Annotated in this window: 15 protein-coding genes; 8 read left to right on the top strand and 7 right to left on the bottom strand. The window is 70.6% G+C overall.

From position 1 onward, the window contains the following. Positions 1-18 precede the first annotated feature (18 nt). The 5 genes from K8Z49_RS21165 to K8Z49_RS21145 all read right to left on the bottom strand — a co-directional run bounded on the left by K8Z49_RS21165 (position 19) and on the right by K8Z49_RS21145 (position 7178). On the bottom strand, positions 19-2229 hold the full coding sequence (locus K8Z49_RS21165) for a CDP-glycerol glycerophosphotransferase family protein (RefSeq protein WP_412521111.1): 2211 nt from the start codon (positions 2227-2229) through the stop codon (positions 19-21). A gap of 95 nt (positions 2230-2324) precedes the next feature. Then, a complete protein-coding gene (locus tag K8Z49_RS21160) occupies positions 2325-3497 on the bottom strand; it encodes an acyltransferase family protein (RefSeq protein WP_021594364.1) in 1173 nt (390 codons plus the stop codon). A 16-nt stretch (positions 3498-3513) separates the two neighbouring features. Then, positions 3514-4764, bottom strand: a complete 1251-nt coding sequence (locus tag K8Z49_RS21155) for an acyltransferase family protein (protein ID WP_412520428.1) — start codon at positions 4762-4764, stop codon at positions 3514-3516. A 12-nt stretch (positions 4765-4776) separates the two neighbouring features. Beyond that, complete coding sequence (locus tag K8Z49_RS21150) at positions 4777-6198, bottom strand: LCP family protein (RefSeq protein WP_412520426.1); 1422 nt, start codon at positions 6196-6198, stop codon at positions 4777-4779. 113 nt (positions 6199-6311) lie between these two features. Next, positions 6312-7178, bottom strand: coding sequence for a TIGR03089 family protein (locus K8Z49_RS21145; RefSeq protein WP_412520424.1), 867 nt, complete (start codon positions 7176-7178; stop codon positions 6312-6314). Between the two features lie 70 nt (positions 7179-7248). Here K8Z49_RS21145 and K8Z49_RS21140 point away from each other — a divergent pair, with 70 nt between their 5' ends. From K8Z49_RS21140 to K8Z49_RS21130, 3 genes are all read left to right on the top strand, one after another. Further along, positions 7249-9342 carry a hypothetical protein gene (locus tag K8Z49_RS21140; protein WP_412520422.1) on the top strand — a complete coding sequence of 698 codons (2094 nt, stop codon included), beginning with the start codon at positions 7249-7251 and terminating at the stop codon, positions 9340-9342. 130 nt (positions 9343-9472) lie between these two features. Further along, entirely contained in the window at positions 9473-10378 is a 906-nt protein-coding gene (locus K8Z49_RS21135) for a glycosyltransferase family 2 protein (protein ID WP_021594359.1), read from the top strand. Positions 10379-10382: 4 nt separating this feature from the next. Next, positions 10383-11531 carry a glycosyltransferase family 4 protein gene (locus K8Z49_RS21130; protein ID WP_412520420.1) on the top strand — a complete coding sequence of 383 codons (1149 nt, stop codon included), beginning with the start codon at positions 10383-10385 and terminating at the stop codon, positions 11529-11531. Here the strand turns inward: K8Z49_RS21130 and trxA are convergent. Then, positions 11506-11829: a thioredoxin gene (gene trxA, locus K8Z49_RS21125; RefSeq protein WP_021594357.1), complete on the bottom strand. Its 324-nt coding sequence runs from the start codon at positions 11827-11829 to the stop codon at positions 11506-11508. The genes K8Z49_RS21130 and trxA overlap by 26 nt on opposite strands. After that, on the bottom strand, positions 11826-12794 hold the full coding sequence (locus K8Z49_RS21120; RefSeq protein WP_033330243.1) for a lysylphosphatidylglycerol synthase domain-containing protein: 969 nt from the start codon (positions 12792-12794) through the stop codon (positions 11826-11828). The genes trxA and K8Z49_RS21120 overlap by 4 nt, the downstream gene beginning before the upstream one ends. A gap of 66 nt (positions 12795-12860) precedes the next feature. Between K8Z49_RS21120 and K8Z49_RS21115 the strand changes: the two genes are divergently transcribed. The 5 genes from K8Z49_RS21115 to K8Z49_RS21095 all read left to right on the top strand — a co-directional run bounded on the left by K8Z49_RS21115 (position 12861) and on the right by K8Z49_RS21095 (position 18027). Beyond that, on the top strand, positions 12861-13565 hold the full coding sequence (locus K8Z49_RS21115; RefSeq protein ID WP_024934314.1) for a class I SAM-dependent methyltransferase: 705 nt from the start codon (positions 12861-12863) through the stop codon (positions 13563-13565). Between the two features lie 124 nt (positions 13566-13689). Then, complete coding sequence (locus tag K8Z49_RS21110; RefSeq protein ID WP_024934315.1) at positions 13690-14838, top strand: glycosyltransferase family 4 protein; 1149 nt, start codon at positions 13690-13692, stop codon at positions 14836-14838. A gap of 38 nt (positions 14839-14876) precedes the next feature. Then, positions 14877-15944: a sugar phosphate nucleotidyltransferase gene (locus K8Z49_RS21105; RefSeq protein WP_075020707.1), complete on the top strand. Its 1068-nt coding sequence runs from the start codon at positions 14877-14879 to the stop codon at positions 15942-15944. A gap of 80 nt (positions 15945-16024) precedes the next feature. Continuing rightward, a complete protein-coding gene (locus K8Z49_RS21100; RefSeq protein WP_412520417.1) occupies positions 16025-17212 on the top strand; it encodes a hypothetical protein in 1188 nt (395 codons plus the stop codon). Continuing rightward, positions 17209-18027: a class I SAM-dependent methyltransferase gene (locus K8Z49_RS21095; RefSeq protein ID WP_143118347.1), complete on the top strand. Its 819-nt coding sequence runs from the start codon at positions 17209-17211 to the stop codon at positions 18025-18027. Before K8Z49_RS21100 ends, K8Z49_RS21095 begins: the two co-directional genes overlap by 4 nt. The last annotated feature ends 15 nt before the right edge of the window (positions 18028-18042 follow it).

Below are 18042 nucleotides of genomic sequence, written 5' to 3'. Positions count from 1 at the left end.
GGGGGTGTGCGCCGGATGCTACTGCGGCGCGGGCGACGATGGGGGCTGGTGCGGAGGATTCGGGATTTTCTCCCCGAGGAACATCCGCCGGACGGCGCGCTCGGCGGCGTTGCCGTCGTCCCACGGGCAGAACCGGGCGCGGAAGTTCGCGAGGTTCTTCGCCGCGGCGTCGCTCCAGGCCGCCCGGGACACGAACGCGTCGACCAGCTCGGCCTCCGTCGCGGCGACGACCCCGGGCGGCGTGGCCGTCAGGTCGAAGTTGACGCCGCGGGTGAGCTTGTAGGTCTCCCAGTCGTTGGCGTAGATCACGATCGGCCGGTCGAGGTTGGCGTAGTCGAACATCACCGAGGAGTAGTCGGTGAGCAGCGCGTCCGAGGCGATCATGAGGTCCTCGACGGACGGGTGCTTGGAGACGTCGATGACCCGGCCCTCCGGCCAGCCCATGTCCGCCGCCAAGTTCTTGATCTTGTAGTAGTAGTGCGCCCGCAGCAGCAGCACGTGCCCCTCGCCGAGCCGGTCCATGACCCGCCCGATGTCGAACATCGGGCTGTAGCGGCGCTGGTAGTCGCGGTGCGTCGGCGCGTACAGGATCGCGGTCGCGTTGCCCGGGACGCCCAGCTCGGCGCGCATCCGGGTGCGCTCTTCCTCGGTGGTCCGCACGAGCCGGTCGTTGCGCGGGTAGCCGATCTCCAGCATCTCGTAGTCGCACGGGAACCCGCGCTCCCACGCCTCGGTCGACAGCGGGTTGGACGACACGAGGTAGTCCCAGCGGTCGGACCGGGTGATGAGGGCCTTGAAGTCCATGTCGTTGGCGCCGACCGGGTACTCCATCTGGTCGAGGCCCATCTTCTTCAGCGGCGTGCCGTGCTGCGTCATCATGTGCACCTGCCCCGGCCGCTTCACGTAGTTGTCGGGGAAGTTCACGTTGTTGACGAAGTACTTCGCGCGGGCCAGCGTCCGGTAGTACTCGGCGGACCCGGCGACGACGTAGTCGACGCCCTCCGGCATGGTCTTGCGCGCCCCCGGCTTCACCGCCCACACCGGGGTGATGTGCGGGGCCAGCTCGCGGACCTTCTCGTAGATCGCCGCGGGGTTGCAGGCGTACCCGCGGTACCAGTACGCGGCGAACACGGCGAGGTTCTCGTCGATGGGGAGGCGCCGCTGCATGTGGTAGTAGCGCTCCTTGGCCAGCTCCTTGCCGAGCAGCACGCCGCGCCTGCGGATGCGGGCGCTCTTGGTGGCCTTGCGCTTCGCCTTGTCGCGGGCCTCGGCGGCGCGGACGCGCTGGAAGCCCCGGTAGTCGTTCGCCTTGATCAGCCGGTGCTTCTCGGCGAGGTACGGCTTGTCCTCCGGGTCCGGCGGGACGTACCCGGGCGGCTCGTACCGGTTGTAGGTCTTCGACATCTCGGCGAAGAACCGCTCGTTCTCCGACTCGTGGACGCGGTCGCCGCGCTCGATGATGACGAGCAGGTGCCAGATCGTCCGGCTGAACATCAGCGGCCGGAACTGGTCGGCCTCCGGCCCCATCGCGTCCATGAACTCGAAGATGCGGTCGTACTGCGCGAACGCGTCGAAGTGCTTGGCGCCGGTCGTCTTGGTGATCGCGCCGCGGCGGCGCTGCCGGTAGATGTAGCAGACCCGGTCCAGCAGGCTGAGCCGCTCGGCGGCCATCAGGATCGGGTAGGTGACGTTGACGTCCTCGTAGTAGCCGCCGCTGAACCGCAGCCCGAGGTCGAGCAGGAACTCCCGGCGGATCGCCTTGTTCCACGCCGTCATCATCATCTCGAGCACGCTCTGCCGCTCGGCCAGCGTGAACACGTCCGGCGCCGGCGGCTCGCGGAACAGGTGGTTGATGATGCTGCGCTTGACCTTGCCGTTCCAGTAGGAGCGGGCGTAGTCGAAGACGAGCACGTCGGGGCGGGTCTCGGCGAGCCGGTCGCAGATGGCGCGGACGGCGCCCTCGGTCGCGTAGTCGTCGCTGTCGAAGAACCAGACGTAGTCGCCGGTCGCCATGTCGAGGCCGACGTTGCGGGCGTGCCCGAGCCCGACGTTCTCGGTGAGGTGCCGCACCTTGACGCGCGAGTCCCGCTCGGCGAACTCGTCCAGAATCTCGCCGCAGCCGTCCGGTGAGTGGTCGTCGACCGCGATGACCTCGAGGTTGGGCAGATCCGGGTCGAGGATCGAGTCCATACATTGCCGGATGTACCCCTGCACTTTGTGCACGGGCACGATGATGCTCAGGGAGACGTGGTGATCAGAGCTCACGCGTAGACCAATCAGCTACTCGGTGAATCTGGACTATACCCGCAGATCGCCGTTGAATCTTATGTCCGCCCATGGGCGGGCTTGAGCAACCACCGCGCGTCGGGCTCCACGGCCCACCGCGTGAGCCGCTGGACGGGCGCGGTGGCGAGGACGACGCCGAGCGCCACGCAGGCGAGCGTGACCGCGACGATGCCGAGCGGTTCGTGCAGGAACGGCTTGTCCAGCATGCCGGTGTAGTCGAACGTCTTCACGATGAGCCCGTGGAGCAGGTACACGTACATCGTCCGGGTGCCCATCTCGGTGTACCAGGCGCGCCCGCGCGGGACGCAGGCGAGGAACGCGGCGCCGAGCAGGACGGCGAACGCCAGCGTCACGAGACGCCAGGTCATTCCCTCCGCGGCGCCGAACCCCAAGTCCGCGTAGCCCTTGTTCCAGTACAGGAAACCCGTGTCGATCCTGGGGACGACGTCGCCGAGCCGCCAGACGTAGGCGACGGGCAGCGCCGCGGCGAGCACGGCGAGCCCCGCCCAGCGCGCCCATCCGGCGCGCAGCCGGCGCACGTGCTCGGGCTTGATCGTCAGCCCGAGGACGAACAGCGGCAGCAGCCCGGCCGCCCGGCTGACCGTCGAGTCGGCGGTGAACGCCCAGCTGCCCGCGACCAGGCTCAGCGCGACGGAGATCGCCACGGGGTGGCGCAGGTGGCCCCAGAGCGGGGCGCTCAGCCGCCACAGGACCAGCGCCACGAGGAACCACATCAGGAAATGCGGCCGGAAGATCTCGCTCAACCGGAAGTCGACGTCGTTGATGAATATCAATTGCGCCCGGTAAAGCAGGATGAATATCACATAGGGAACGACAAGGGTCGGGAAAATGCTGCGGAACTTGTCCGTCGACCGCATGAACCCGCGCGAGAAGTAGCCGGAGATGAAGACGAAGACCGGCATATGGAAGGCGTACAGGACGACGTAGGCGGCGTCCACCGCGTTGCTGTCGCCGAGTTGCGCCCACACGTGGCCGAGCACGACCAGGATGGCCGTGAAGAACTTGGCGTTGTCGAAGTAGGCGTCCCGCTGCTTGGGCGCGGGAGCGGGCGGGGGCGTGGCCGGCTCGCCGGCGGGCGTCCTGACGTCCGGCGCGATGGCCGGGGACGTGCCGCCCGGGGCGGTCGCACCGCCCGGGACGGAGGGTGCGCCGCCGGTGGCGGGATGCGGGGTCGGGAGGATGTCGGTCATAGCTCCGGGGCTGGCCCTAGCGGGAGCGTGCGGGCCGTCGCAGGGGGGTGAACACCCAGGTCATCTTCGGCTCCAGTGCCCAGCTCATCGTCCGGACGACGGGCTTGGAACACAGGAACGTACCGACCACCAGGGCGCCGACGATCACGATGATCACCCCGGGCGGGGTGTGCATCCAGTCGGCGCCCCACCAGCCGGTGAAGTTCAGGAGGCGGGTGACGAACCCGTGCAGCAGGTAGGCGTACAGCGTGTAGGCGCCGAGGTGGGTGAACCAGTGCTCCCGGCGCGGGATCAGGCTGAGGAACGCGGCGACGCACACGATCGCGAAGGCGAACATCGCGAGCCGCATCAGCGTCCCGGCGAAGTTGCCGACCCCGAGGTCCTCGTGCGCGTGCTTCCAGTAGATCCAGTTGCGCGACATGTGGTTCATGACCAGGTACGTCCCGGCGAGGCCGGCGGCGAGCACCACGGCCCCGATCGGCCGCGCGATCGGCTTCTTCAGCAGCTCGAAGTGCACCGGCTTCAGGCAGAGGCCGAGGACGTAGAACGGGAGCAGCCCGAGCACCCGGTGGATGTCGAACGTGCCGCCGATGTCGCTCATGTACGACAGCAGCGCGAACACCAGCGCGACGGCGAGCGGCCAGCGGATCTGCTGCCAGACCGGGGTGGACAGCCGCCACATGAACAGCGCGCACAGGAACCACGTCAGGTAGTACGGGTTCAGCAGGCTGATCTCCAGCTCGTTGCGCCCGGCGAGCCAGTCGTACAGCGAATAGGCGACCTCGAACACCACGTACGGCACGCCGACGTTGGTGATGAGCTTGCGCGCCTTGCCGCCGGCGAACGTCCAGTTCCGCGAGAAGTAGCCGGTGATCACGATGAACAGCGGCATGTGGAACATGTAGATGAAGATGTACAGGCCCTTGGCCAGCGGGACGTTCAGCAGGTTGGCCAGGGAGTGCCCCGCCACCACCAGCAGGATCGCGAAGTACTTGGCGTTGTCGAAGAACGGGTCGCGCTTCTTGGCGGGCCGCGGCGCCGGCGTGGTGGCCGGAGCCGTCGCGGTGCCGGGAGCCGTCGCGGTGCCGGGAGCCGCGGCCGCTCCCGCGACGGCGACGCCGGGCGCCTCCGCCGCGGAGGGCACCGTCTCTGGAGGCACCGTCTCTGGGGGGATCGCCTCCGCGGGCGGCACGCCCGGGTCGCCGAACGCCGTTGGATCGGTCCGCTGTGCCGTCTCGCCCCCACTGGGCCTGGTGGTGTAGGTCATACGGCTGCCCGGTCAGGTTCCCTTGCAGATGTCGTCACTTGCGCGGATCTCGCCCTGCTGCTTCGGAATGCCGCCGCCGGAACTCTTGAGGTTCGTCCAGTTCCGCCCGACCACGAGGTCGACGACGCCCGGCGTGCCGCCCGAGGTGCGCGCCGTCGGCTGCGGGGCGCTCGGGATCAGCGCGGTCAGGGTCCGGGCCTGCTGGTCGGCGCCGGCACCGTACAGCACCTTCGTGGCGGAGGCGGGGGCGGGCGCGTTCCCGCCGACCGTGACCTGGAAGCCCTGCGACTCCAGGTCGTCGGCCACCCGGCCGGCCTGGCCGTCGATGCCGCTGCCGTTGTAGACCCGCACCCGCACCTGGCTCGGCGGGATCTTCGAGGCGCCCGGCTTGGGCTCCTTCGGCACCGTCTTGTCGTTGCGGACGGCCGCGAAGAACGGCGTGGCCGCGTCGGTGAGCGCCACCCGGTTCGGGTCGGCCGGGTCGGGCCCGGACGGGACGGTCACGAACCGCAGCTTGCCGGAGGTCATGCCCTGCATCTCCTGGGCGATGTCCATCATGACCTGCGGCTTCAGCTCCTTGTCGGTGGTGAGCGACTTGGTGACCGCGTTCATCAGCGTGTAGAGCTTGCGCGGGTTGCTCAGCACGCCCGCGCTCATCGCCTTGGCGGCGAGGGCGCCCATGAACTTCTGCTGGCGCTTGATGCGGTCGGTGTCGGAGCCGTCGCCGAGGCCGTGCCGGACGCGCACGTACGCCAGCGCCGTCTCTCCGCTGATCTCGTGCGTGCCCTTGCTCAGCCGGAGGCCGGACTTCGGGTCGTTGACGCTCTTCGACAGGCACACCGGGACGCCGCCGACCGCCTTGGTGATGGTCTTGAAGCCGTTGAAGTCGACCTGCATGAAGTGGTCGATCCGGATGTTGGAGAGGCTCTCGATCGTCTTGATGACGCAGGCCGCGCCGCCGTTGGTGAACGCGGAGTTGATCTGCGCGCGGGACTGCGCCGGGATCACCCCGCCGTTGCGGCTCTTGCAGGACGGCATCCGGACCATCAGGTCGCGCGGGAAGCTGATGCCCATCGCCTGCCCGCCGCCGGGCGACAGGTGCAGCAGGATCATCGTGTCCGAGCGCGGCGCCTCGTTCTTCAGCTGCCGGCCGTACTTGGCGTTGGCCCCCGCGCGGGTGTCGGACCCGAGCAGGAGGATGTTCATCGCGTTGTTCAGCTTCTTCGGCCGGTTGGGCCCGAGCTGCGCGTTGACGTCCTCGTGGGAGATGTTGCCGAACGCCTTGCGGTACAGGCCGTAGGCGGTGAGAGAGCCCACCACCATGACCGCCGACAGTCCGATGCACACCCAACCGAGGATGCGCCAGCCGCGTCGAGGCGCCGACTGCGGGTCGGCGTCGTCGACGTACTCCATGTACATCGGGTTGCTGTTCATCGGCTCCGAGGTCCGGGGGTCTGGGCGGTTCCCGGGGGTGTGGGGTCGGCCCCCCACGGGGTTGGACCGCTTTCAGGGGTCGGTGACGGGACTGGGGCAAGGGAGAGCGTAGGTCAGGGGAGCCGGTACGGGGACCCGGATTCGTCATTCGGTCCGGGCGGACCGGCCACCACCGTCACATGCTCCACGGTCAGGCGACGATCTAGGGTGGCTTTGTCAAAGTTTCGTTGGATTATGACGGAAGCACCTGAGGCTAGTGGTGCGAGAAGGCCGGTCAGTACCCCGTCGAGTGTGGCGAACGACATGTCAACCAGAAGCCGGTCGCGGGCGTCCAGCTCCCATTTCGCGGCGGCCTCGCGGGCCGCGGTCACCAGCTCCCCCGCGGTGAATGTGGCCTTTGTCACATTCATCGCAGGCGTCTCCGGTGTCACCTCCGGCCCAGGCGTGAACCGGTCCCCGTAGGCGCGGACCTCGGCGGCGTAGTCGGTCACCCCGGGCGGGCACGCGGCGAGCGGGCCGCCCAGCGCGTGCAGCGAGAGCCCCACGATCTCCTCGGCCCCGCCCGCGAGCACGTCGTCCGCCGTCACCTCGTCCAGCACCTCCTGCGCCGCCGCCACTATGTACGGCGCCGATCCCGCGATCGGTTCGGCCCTGCCGCGTTCGGCCCCGCCCCACCGGACCGCGTCCGGGTCGAGCGGCTCGGCGACCAGCCCGGCCGACCAGCAGGCCATCAGCCACACCGCCGTCTGCCAGTGCGGCGGCAGGACGAGGACGACGCGGGTCCCCGGCTCGGCCGCGAGCCCGTCCACGAGGAAGTTCGCCGTCTTGGACACCCAGTTGTCGAACGTCCGCGCGGACAGCTCGACGCGTTCGCCGCGCGCGTCGTCGTAGAACGTGATCAGCGGCCGGGAGGGGTCGTCGCCGACCCGCCGCCGCAGCAGCTCCGCGGGCGTGGCCGCCCCGCCGTCATGTGCGCTCATGGGTCCGAGCGTAGGCGCGCATGATCGCCCGTGCGGCGGCACCTCGCCGGTGCCGCTACGCTCCGCACGGGTGGATGACGGAACTCACGCGAGCGAGCATGGGGCGGGGACTATGAACGCGGGCCGGCTGCTCGCCCGGGCCACCGTGGCTCCGGCGCTCCTCGTCGCGGCCTGGCTGGCGGTGTCGCTGCCGCTGCTCCTCGCGGGGGTGTTCCGTCCGGCGCCGGCGGTCGCGCTGTTCGTGCCGGTCGCGGCACTGCTGCTGTGGACGGGCCTGCGCTCCCGTCCCGCCGCCGCCCGTCCCGCCCGCGAGGGTCGCCCAGGGAGTGCGCACGCGGCGCAGCGGTGGCCGGCGTGGGCGGTCTTCGCGATCACGGCCGCGTTCCTGGTGCTCCAGGCGGTCATGTGCGCGGAGCAGATCGTCGTCCGCCGCGACCCCGCGTCCTACGTCCAGTTCGCGACCTGGCTGGCGGAGCACGGGTCCCTGCCGATCCCGACGCGGGAGGCGGCCTTCGGCGGCCCGGACGCCGCGCTGCACTTCCAGAGCCCCGCCTTCTACCAGCACGACGGCGCCGTCGTCCCGCAGTTCATGGCGGGGCTGCCGCTGGTGCTGGCGCCCGCCGGATGGATCGGCGGCACCCACGGGATGCTGCTCATGGCGCCCCTGCTCGGCGCGTGCTGCGTGCTGTCGTTCGCCGGGCTGGTGGCGCGCCTCGTCGGACCGCGCTGGGCGCCCGCCGGGGCGCTGCTGCTCGCGCTGACGCTGCCGATGCTCTACGTCTCCCGCAGCACCTTCAGCGAGCTGCCCGCGCTCGTGCTGCTCCTGGGCGGCCTGTCGCTGATGGACGACGTCCGGCGGGAGGAGGGGCGGGCCGCCGACGCGAAGGCGTTCCTCGCCGGGGCCGTGCTCGGGCTGATCGTGCTCGTCCGCATCGACGGGCTGCGGGACGTCCTGCCGGTCCTGGCGTTCGCCGGCCTCCTCGTCGCGCACCGGCGGCCGGCCGGGTACTGGACGGCGGGCGGCCTGGTGCTCGGGGCGGGCGCCGGGCTGGTCGAGGGGGTCGTGCTGTCCAGGCCGTACCTCTCCTACCTGGGCTCCTCCCTGAAGCCCCTACTGGCGATCACCGCCGCGGTGATCGTCGCCACGGCGGCCATGGTCGTGCTGCTCCGCCGGGGCGGGACGGGCGCGTGGCTGCGCTGGGCGGGCGCGTCGGTCGCCCGCGGCCGGGTGCCGGGGGCCGCCGCGGTCCTCACCGTGGTCGTCATGGCGGGCTTCGCCGTCCGGCCGCTCGTGCAGACCGTCCGGCGCGTGCCGGCGACGAAGGACGACGAGATGAACGTCCGGTTCATCGAGACGATCCAGAAGATCCAGCACCTCCCGCTGGACGGCACCCGCCAGTACTCCGAGCTGTCCCTCTACTGGGTCGGCTGGTACATCGGCATCCCCGCGCTGCTGTTCGCCACCCTGGGCGCGGGGCTGCTGGTGCGGCGGCTGCTGCGCGGGCGGTCCCCGGAGTGGCTGCTGCCCTACACGATGATCGTCTGGACCACCGCGCAGGTGCTGGTCCGGCCCGGGATCACGCCCGACCATCCGTGGGCGTCCCGCCGGCTGATCGGCCTGGTCATCCCCGGGCTGCTGCTGTTCACCGTGTTCGCGTGCGCGTGGACGGTCAAGCGCGTCCGGCGGCTCGGGTACGGCCCGGCGGTGGTGCGGGCGGGCACCGTCGCCGGCGTCGCGCTGATGCTCGTGCCGGTCCTCATCACCTCCGGCGGCTTCCTGGTGACCCGCACCGAGCAGCACGAGGTCGCGGCCGTCGACGGCATGTGCCGCGAGCTGGACCCGCGCGCCTCGGTGGTGATGGTCGAGCAGTCCACCGCCGACCGGTTCCTCCAGGTCGTGCGGGGGATGTGCGGGCTGCCCGCCGCGCGCACCGGCGGCGCGACCACGCCCGGCGACGTCGAGCGCGTCGCCGGCAGGGTACGGGCCGCCGGCCGGACTCCGGTGATCATGGCGGCGACGCGGGAGCAGGTCGCCCGGTACGGGCCGCCGCGCCGGGTCCTGCACGTGCGGACCCGGCAGGACGGGCGCACCCTCACCGAGCCCCCCGGCGGGACGTGGGGCCTGTCCATGGACGTCTGGATCGCCGAGCCCGCCCGGCCGTAGATGCCTCCCCGGTGCGCGGGTGCGAGTATCCTCGCGCTGCGTGAGCACCCAGTCTGCCGAGCCGAGGCCCACGCACGCGCCCGAGCCGCCGCCGGATCCCGCGCCCGCGCCCGCGGCCGTTCCCCAGGCCGTGGAACCGCCGTCCGGGCCGGTCCACGTCACGATCGTCCTGCCCTGCTACAACGAGCAGGACCACGTGCTCGACGAGGTCGAGCGCATCTGCAAGGCGATGGACGCCAGCGGCAAGACCTACGAGCTGCTGGCCGTCGACGACTGCTCGACCGACGAGACGCTCGCCCGGCTGCGCGAGGCGGAGCCGCGGTTCCCGAACATGCGGATCCTGGCCTTCCAGCACAACAGCGGGTCGGGCACCGTCCGGCGGATCGGCTCGCAGCAGGCGCGCGGCGAGATCGTGGTGTGGACCGACGCCGACATGTCCTACCCGAACGAGCGGATCCCCGAGCTGGTCGACGTCCTCGACACCGACCCGGCCATCGACCAGGTCGTCGGGGCGCGCACGTCGGAGGAGGGGACGCACAAGGCGCTGCGGGTGCCCGCCAAGTGGTTCATCCGCAAGGTCGCCGAGCGGCTCACCAACACCAAGATCCCCGACCTGAACTCGGGGCTGCGCGCGTTCCGCCGCGAGGTGTCGCTGCCCTACCTGCGGCTGCTGCCGCCCGGGTTCTCCTGCGTCACCACGATCACGATCGCGTTCCTGTCGAACCAGCACCCGGTCCGGTACATGCCGATCGACTACGCCAAGCGGGCCGGCAAGTCGAAGTTCCACTTCACCAAGGACGCCTACCGCTACATCCTTCAGGTGCTGCGGATGGTGATGTACTTCAACCCGCTCAAGGTGCTGATGCCGCCCGCGCTGTGGCTGATCGTCATCGGGCTGCTCAAGGGCGTGTTCGACATGGTGGTGCACTTCGGCTACTTCGCCAACAACACCATCATGATCTTCGTGACCGGGTTGATCATCGCGTCGCTGGCGCTGCTCGCCGACCTGATCGTCCGATCGCGCGGCGACGTCTAGCGGCATGCGGATCGCGATCGTCGGGCCGGCGTTCCCGTACAAGGGCGGCGGCGCCCGGCACACGACCGAGCTGGCGCACCGGCTGGCGGCGGCCGGGCACGACGTCGTCATCGAGTCGTGGCGGGCCCAGTACCCGTCCTTCCTGTACCCGGGGCAGCAGACGATCTCCGAGCCGGAGGGGGAGCCGTTCCCCGGCACGCGGCGCCGCCTCGACTGGCGGCGCCCGGACGGCTGGTGGCGCACCGGCCGCGCGCTGCGCTCGTCCGACCTGGTCGTCCTGGTGGTGCTGAGCACCGTCCAGGTCCCGTCCTACCTGGGGATTCTCGCCGGCCTAGGACGCGACACCAAGAAGGTCCCGGGGGGTGTGGGGGGTCGTCCCCCCTCGAAAAGCAGGGTGGTGGCGCTGTGCCACAACGTGCTGCCGCACGAGCGCAAGGCCTATGACGAGCCGCTGATGAGGCGGCTGCTGCGGAGGGTGGACGGCGTCCTCGTCCACACCGAGGCGCAGGCGGACCTGGCGCGGACGCTCACCCGCCGCCCGGTGCGCGTCGCCGAGATGGCCGCGCATCTGCCGTCGGCCGGCACCGCGGCGCCCGGCGACGAGAAGGTGCGCCGGCGCCTGCTGTTCTTCGGGATCGTCCGCCCGTACAAGGGGCTGGACGTCCTCCTGCGCGCCCTGGCGGAAGGCCCCGGCGACGTCGGGCTCACCGTCGCGGGCGAGTTCTGGGGCGGCCTGGACGAGACCCGCGAGCTGATCGGGTCACTGGACCTGGCGTCGCGGGTGGAGCTGAGGCCCGGGTACGTCCCGGCCGCCGACATCCCCGGGCTGTTCGCCGCCGCCGACGCGCTCGTGATGCCCTACCGGTCGGCGACCTCGTCGCAGAACGTGTGGATGGCCTACGAGCACGGCCTGCCGGTGATCGCCACGGACGTGGGCGGGTTCGCCGAGCAGATCCGCGACGGCGTGGACGGCCTGATCTGCGCGCCGGACGACGCGGCGTCGCTCGCCGCCGCCGTCCGCCGCTTCTTTGAGCCGGGGGAGCCGGAGCGCCTGCGCTCCGGCGTCCGCCCGGTCGACCACGGCCCGGTCTGGGCCGCCTATCTGGACATCCTCACCGGCGACGCGCTCACAGGTGCGGTTCGAGCACCTTGAGCAGGGCCCGCTTGGGCTTGGCGCCGACGATCTGCTCCACGACCTCGCCGTTCTTGAGGAGCAGCAGGGTCGGCAGGCCCATCACGCCGTACTTGTTCGGCGTCTCCGGGTTCGCGTCGTAGTCGAGCTTCGCGATCTTGATCTTGCCGTCCTGCTCCTCGGCGATCTGCTCCAGCACCGGAGCGATCATGCGGCACGGCCCGCACCAGTCGGCCCAGAAGTCGACCAGCACCGGGGTGTCGCTGTTGAGGACCTCGTCCGCGAACGTCGCGTCGGTCACGGTGATCGGGGCCGTCACGGTCCCTCCTTCGTAGGCTGTGTACCCGTCACAAGCTCCTTGGACGGCGGTTCATTCCCGGCGGCGGGCGCCGTACGCCCGAGCAGGAGCGCCACCCCCGCGTTGATCAGATCGGCGGCGGTCAGCAGCACCCGGGACGCGATCGCGACCACGACCGGCGCGCCCGCCGGCAGCACCGGCGTGAGGACCACCGTCAGCGCCGCCTCCCGCGCCCCGATGCCGCCCGGCGCGATGAAGACCAGGAAGCCCGCGACGAACGCCAGCGCGTACGCCCCGGTCGCGACGAACGGCAGGCCCGTGCCATCGCCGCCCACGGCCATGCACAGCAGCCAGGTGTGGACGCCGAACAGCGCCCAGCCGAGGACCGTCCAGCCGATGGCCCGCAGGGTGACGCCGAGGCTCACCGGGTGCTCCAGCGGGGGCCGCCGGATGAGCGAGAGCATCACGCCGAGCGCCCACGTCACGACCCTCGGATGCAGCAGCGCCAGCAGGACCGGCGCCAGCGGGAACAGGTACCAGTACCGGTCGCGCGCCGCCTCGGACGTCAGCGGCAGGGTCACCGCGGCGACGGCCAGCCCGCAGGACGTGGACGTCGCGACCGCCAGCATCGTCGACCCGAAGCTGCGCTCCGGCGGCACCTTGTGCTCGCGCGTCATCTCGATCTGCGTGACCAGCGCCCACACCTTGCCCGGCACGTACTTGCCGAGCTGGGAGATGCCGGAGATCCGGAAGATCGCCCGGACCGGCAGCGGCGAGCCGAGCCCGCCGAGGAACTCCCGCCACCCGAGCATCCAGACGAAGAGCCCCGCCAGGCCCGCGGCGAGCGCGCCGGCGAGCGCGGCCCACGACATCTGCCGGAACGCGTCCACCGTCGCGTCCCACTGCGACGCCACGCTGTAGCCGCAGAACGCCAGCGCGAGCAGTACCAGGAACACGCGCAGTGCCCGGACGGCGACGACCTTCATCTTCACGCGCCCAGCGTAGGCGAACGTGGCGTCGCAGCCGTCCGGGCGGCCTAGAGTTGGGGTGCGATGAAGATTTCGGATGTGGTCGCCTTCATGGGGCACCAGGTGCACGTGTGCCGGTACCGCGAGGCGGGGACGCTGCTCGGTTGGATGGGAAGCGACCTGCGCGGCAAGCGGGTCCTCGACGTCGCCGGCGGCGACGGCTACTGGGCCGGCCGGGCGCGCAGGCGCGGGGCCGAGGCGGTGTCGATCGACCTCGCCCGCGGGAAGATGGTCTACGGCCGGACGCTCGCGCACGCGCCCGCGCTGATCGAGTGCGACGCGCTCCGGCTCCCGTTCGCGGACGGCGCGTTCGACGCGATCCTGTCGGTCTGCGCGATCGAGCACTTCGACGACGGCGGGAAGTCGCTGGACGAGATGGCGCGAGTGCTGAAGCCCGGCGGTGAGATCTTCATGTCCGCCGACGTGCTGAGCCGCGCCGACACGTGGCCGAAGCTGCGGGACGCGCACAAGGCCAAGTACCACGTCCAGCACACGTACACGCATGACAGCCTGCGCAAGCTGATGGACGAGCGGGGCCTCGACCTCGTCCAGCACAGCTACCAGTTCCGGACCGCAGCGACCGAGCGCCTGTACCTGTCGCTGTCCACCTACGGCGGCAAGGTCGGCTTCAACGCGGCGGCGCCGCTGACGCCGCTCGTCGCGCTGGCCGACCGCAAGGCGCCGAACGAGCGGGGCAGCATCGTTCTCGTGCGCGCGCGTAAGAGGTAGGTAGGTGGGGAGGGCCCTCACCGTGAATCGCGTGGAACCGGATCCGGCGGGCGTGCGCCCGGCGGGCGTAGGCTCGAAGAGTAAAAAGTGATCTACGCCACCGCGCTGGATGGGGGAGTGGACCGTGGCGCCTCGGATTCTGCTTGACGCCACCGCCGTGCCGGCCGACCGCGGCGGGCTCGGACGGTACGTCGATGGGTTGCTGTGCGCCCTGCACGCGCAGGGCGCCGATCTCGCCGTCGCGTGCCAGCGCGCGGACGCGAAACGGTACGAGGGTCTCGTCCCGGGCGCCCAGGTGGTGGCCGGCCCGGCGACGCTGTCGCACCGCGCCACCCGTCTCGCCTGGGAGCAGTCGGGCCTGCCGCACGTGGCCGAACGCGTCGGCGCGGACGTCATCCACCTGCCCACCTACACGATGCCCGTGGGCGTGGGCCTGCCCACCGTGGTCACGATCCACGACGTGACGCTGTTCGCCGAGCCGGAGCTGCACGACCCGGTGCGCACGTCCTACATCAAGTCGGCGACGCGGTCCGCCGCCCGCCGCGCGACCCGGCTGATCGCGCCGTCCCGCGCGACCCGCGACGAGCTGGTCCGCATCCTCGGCGCCGACCCGTCCCACATCGACGTGGCCTACCACGGCGTCGACCACGAGGTGTTCCACCGGCCGTCCGAGGCGGAGATCAAGCACGTCTCCGACCGCCTCGGCCTGCACGGCCGTCCCTACGTGGCGTATCTGGGGGCGCTGGAGCCGCGCAAGAACGTCCCGAGCCTGATCCGCGGCTGGGTGCAGGCCTGTGCCGACCGCCCGGAAGCCCCGGCGCTCGTCCTCGCGGGCGGGGGCGGCTGGGACGACGAGGTCGACGCCGCCCTCGCCACCGTCCCCTTGGAGCTGCGCGTCCTGCGCCCCGGCTACCTGCCCTGGTCGGCGCTGCCCGGCTTCTTCGGCGGCGCCCTGGTCGTCGCCCTCCCGAGCCGCGGCGAGGGCTTCGGGCTGCCGGTCCTGGAGGCGATGTCCTGCGGCGCGCCCGTCCTCACCACCCACCGCGGCCCCCTCCCGGAGGTCGGCGGCGACGCGGTCGAATACACCGAGCCCGACCCGGCCGGCATCGCCGACGCCCTCACCGCCCTGATGGACGATCCGCCCCGCCGCGCCGAACTGGCCGAGGCGGCCCACGCCCGCTCGCAGAAGTTCTCCTGGCAGGCCTCCGCCGAGGCGCACCTGGCCTCCTACCAGCGCGCAGTGGACCAGTACGCCGCGCCTCGCAGCCACTAGGCTCGCTCCCACCGGGCCGTGGTGGAGAAAGGAACCGAGTGGAAGCGATCCTTCTGGTCGGCGGCCAGGGCACCCGCCTGCGCCCCCTGACCATCTCCACCCCAAAGCCGCTCCTGCCGACGGCCGGGGTGCCGCTGCTGGAGCACCAGTTGACGCGCGCGCGCAACGCGGGTGTCACCCGCATCGTGTTCGCGACGTCCTACCGCGCCGAGATGTTCGCCGAAGCGTTCGGTGACGGCGCGCGCCTCGGCATGGAGATCGTCTACGCGACCGAGAACGAGCCCCTCGGCACGGCGGGCGCCATCCGCAACGCTTCAGCCGCCTTGACCTGCGATGATGACAGCCCCGTTCTCGTCCTCAACGGCGACATCCTTTCGGGGCACGACATCTCCGCTCAGATCACGGCGCATGAGAAGGGCAACGCCGCGGTCACCCTGCACTTGACCCTGGTGGACGACGCCCGCCGGTACGGCTCGGTGCCGACATCGCCGGACGGTCGAGTGCTCGACTTCGTGGAGAAGTCGCCGAACCCCCCGACCAACCAGGTCAACGCCGGCTGCTACATCTTCCGCCGCTCGGTGATCGACCGCATCCCGGCGGGACGGGTCGTGTCGGCCGAGTACGAGACCTTCCCCGAACTGCTCGCTTCCGGCGAGGCGATCTGCGGCTACGTCGAAGCCGCGTACTGGCTGGACGTGGGCACGCCCGCGGCGTTCGTCCGGGGCGTCACCGATCTCGTCCTCGGCACCATGCCCTCCCCGGTCGTGACGGCGAACGAGCACGGCGTCCTGTTGATCGAGGACGCCGCGGTCGCGCCCAGCGCCCTGGTCGGCGGCGGCACCGCCGTCGGCGCGGGGGCGAGGATCGGCCCGGACACCCGCGTGGAGTCCAGCGTCCTGTTCGACGGCGCCGTCATCGAGCAGGACGCCCACGTGCTCCGCTCCGTGATCGGCCATGGCGCCCGCGTCTGCTCCGGCGCCGTCCTGGAGGACTGCGTCATCGGTGACGGCGCCACCGTGGGGCCCGGCAACGAACTGCTCAACGGCGCCCGGGTCTGGCCGAATGTGGCACTTCCCGCGTCCGCGGTCCGCTTCTCTCCCGAGTAGCCTCATTTCGAGGATGACTTTCCGGCCGCACGCACTGGATCGGCAAAAATCCCTCGATGGCGAGTCTCGGCGGGTGCCCCGTGACGGAAGATCTGATCATCAATCTCGTGGCCTCGGGGCTGGCCTTCTCGCTGGGGGTAAGCGTGCGATCAGTGCGGCAGCGCATCACGAGCGCCAGGGAGTCGGCGGGTGCCCGCCGGATCAAGGAGCAGCGGCACCCGAGGTTCACCCACTCCTGGCTGCTGGAGTACTACCTGCGACGGGACGGCTTGGACGATCTGTACATGCTGGTGGACGGCAACCGGCGCCGGATCGTCCCGTTTCTCACAAAACCGTCGTGGACCGACTACGACTTCGACGAGAACACGCTGATCGATCAGGAAACGCCGCACCGCCGCTCGGATGTGGTCGTGGACGAGAAGATCCTGCGCAGGCGCCGTGCCTATCTAGCCGTCGACGATGAGAACGGGGAGCCCTGGAACGACCTTCTATCGGTGGTCCAGGAGATTCGGGAAACCGATGACGGCCCGCGCATCAAGCTGGCCCTGGCGGAGTACTTCCAGTTCTTGACGGCGTGCGGCGCCCTGGAGGACGAGACCTACGCGGCCGTCCGCAACCCGCGAACGCCGACCCCCATCCGGGAGGCGGTGCTCGCGAGCGTGGGCGACGCGGCCCAGGCCCGCCGCGGAGCGCACGGGTTCGGGATGCAATGCGCGTTCGTCTTCCCGGAGGAAGGGCGGCTTCGCGTCCTGATCCAACGGCGTTCTCATTCGGTGTCCATTTACGGCGGAGCGCTGGCCGTCGTGCCCGTCTTCGGCTGCCAGTCGATGGACCTGTCCGATCGGACCAGGGTCTCGGTCTTCCACAATTTTCTTCGCGAGGTCTATGAGGAACTGTACGGCGGTGAGGAGGTCGAAAAGCGCGGCAGTCGGGTGGATCCGACGTGGTTCTACCAGGAGCCGCCGATCGCCCGGATCATCGCCGCGGCCGAGAACGGGGGGATGGACTTCCGGATCCTTGGTTTCGGGTTCGACGCTTTGAACGGCGAAGTCGACATCTGCGGCCTCGCTCACATCAAGGACCCGGAGTTCGCACGTCGCGAACTGCCGACCCTCAAAGCCAACTGGGAGATACAAGACATCAGCGCCTGGGACCTCTTCGGGGCGGAGTTGACCGACGCTCTGTTCGCCGGCGAGTTCTCACCCGGGAGCGTCTACACACTCGGAGAGGCCAGGCGCCACCTGGCGACATCTGAGGGATTGGTGTGACCGCTTATCGACCGTGCGTGCTCTGCGCGGGAAGGACGCGTGAAACCGAGTTCACCCTGCCCATGGGCACGGTGGTGCGGTGTCACGGCTGCTCGCTCGTCTCCATGGTGGGGCGCACCGGCGAGCTCGTGCGCTGTTCCTACGACGAGCGCTACTACCGGCGCGCGGACGCCCCGGGGCCCGGCTACAGCGATTACTTCGGCGCGCAGGAGGCGGTCCGCCGGGAGATCTCGTGCGCGCTGGCGGACACGGTGCTCTCCCTCGCGCCTGCCGCGCAGCACGTCCTCGACCTGGGATGCGGCGGCGGCTTCCTGGTCGACGCGATGGTCGAACGCGGCGTCGGAGCGACCGGCCTGGACGGTTCGGAGCATGCGATCGAGCAGGCGCGGGCGCACGGCGGCGGAGGACGGTACCTGCGGGCCGGCATAGGGGCCGCCGACCTCCCGGCTGCCGCGCCCTTCGACGTGGTCACGCTGATCGATGTGATCGAGCACTTACCCGACCCGGTGGAGGCCCTGCGCTGGGCGGCCGGTCTCACGGCGCCCGAAGGCAAGATCGTGCTCCTGACCCCTCGCTACGGCGGCCGGCTGCTCTCCGAGCAAGGGGCCGCCTACGTCCATTTCAACAGCGACCACATGTACTACTTCACCGAGAGCACACTGCGCGCGATCATCACGCGAGCGATAGGCCCCGCCCTCACGAGGATCGAAGACGTGCTGACTCTCGTCCGCAAGCAGAACGTCGCAATTCCCGACTCCATGGCGCGCAAGTACGGCGTCGACCGGGAGAGCATGCTCGCCACCGTGACCCTTTGATCGACGCGCGAGTCG

It is taken from the genome of Actinomadura madurae (assembly GCF_047130825.1).
Classification (GTDB): domain Bacteria; phylum Actinomycetota; class Actinomycetes; order Streptosporangiales; family Streptosporangiaceae; genus Spirillospora; species Spirillospora madurae.
The sequence above is the reverse complement of the archived record's forward strand: the minus strand, read 5'-3'. Positions and strand labels throughout refer to the sequence as shown.

Bases quoted from the DNA above. Each gene is read 5' to 3' on its own strand.
- K8Z49_RS21160 (WP_021594364.1), bottom strand. From the start codon at position 3,497: ATGACCGACATCCTCCCGACCCCGCATCCCGCCACCGGCGGCGCACCC.
- K8Z49_RS21155 (WP_412520428.1), bottom strand. From the start codon at position 4,764: ATGACCTACACCACCAGGCCCAGTGGGGGCGAGACGGCACAGCGGACC.
- K8Z49_RS21150 (WP_412520426.1), bottom strand. From the start codon at position 6,198: ATGAACAGCAACCCGATGTACATGGAGTACGTCGACGACGCCGACCCG.
- K8Z49_RS21145 (WP_412520424.1), bottom strand. From the start codon at position 7,178: ATGAGCGCACATGACGGCGGGGCGGCCACGCCCGCGGAGCTGCTGCGG.
- K8Z49_RS21130 (WP_412520420.1), top strand. From the start codon at position 10,383: ATGCGGATCGCGATCGTCGGGCCGGCGTTCCCGTACAAGGGCGGCGGC.
- K8Z49_RS21120 (WP_033330243.1), bottom strand. From the start codon at position 12,794: ATGAAGGTCGTCGCCGTCCGGGCACTGCGCGTGTTCCTGGTACTGCTC.
- K8Z49_RS21115 (WP_024934314.1), top strand. From the start codon at position 12,861: ATGAAGATTTCGGATGTGGTCGCCTTCATGGGGCACCAGGTGCACGTG.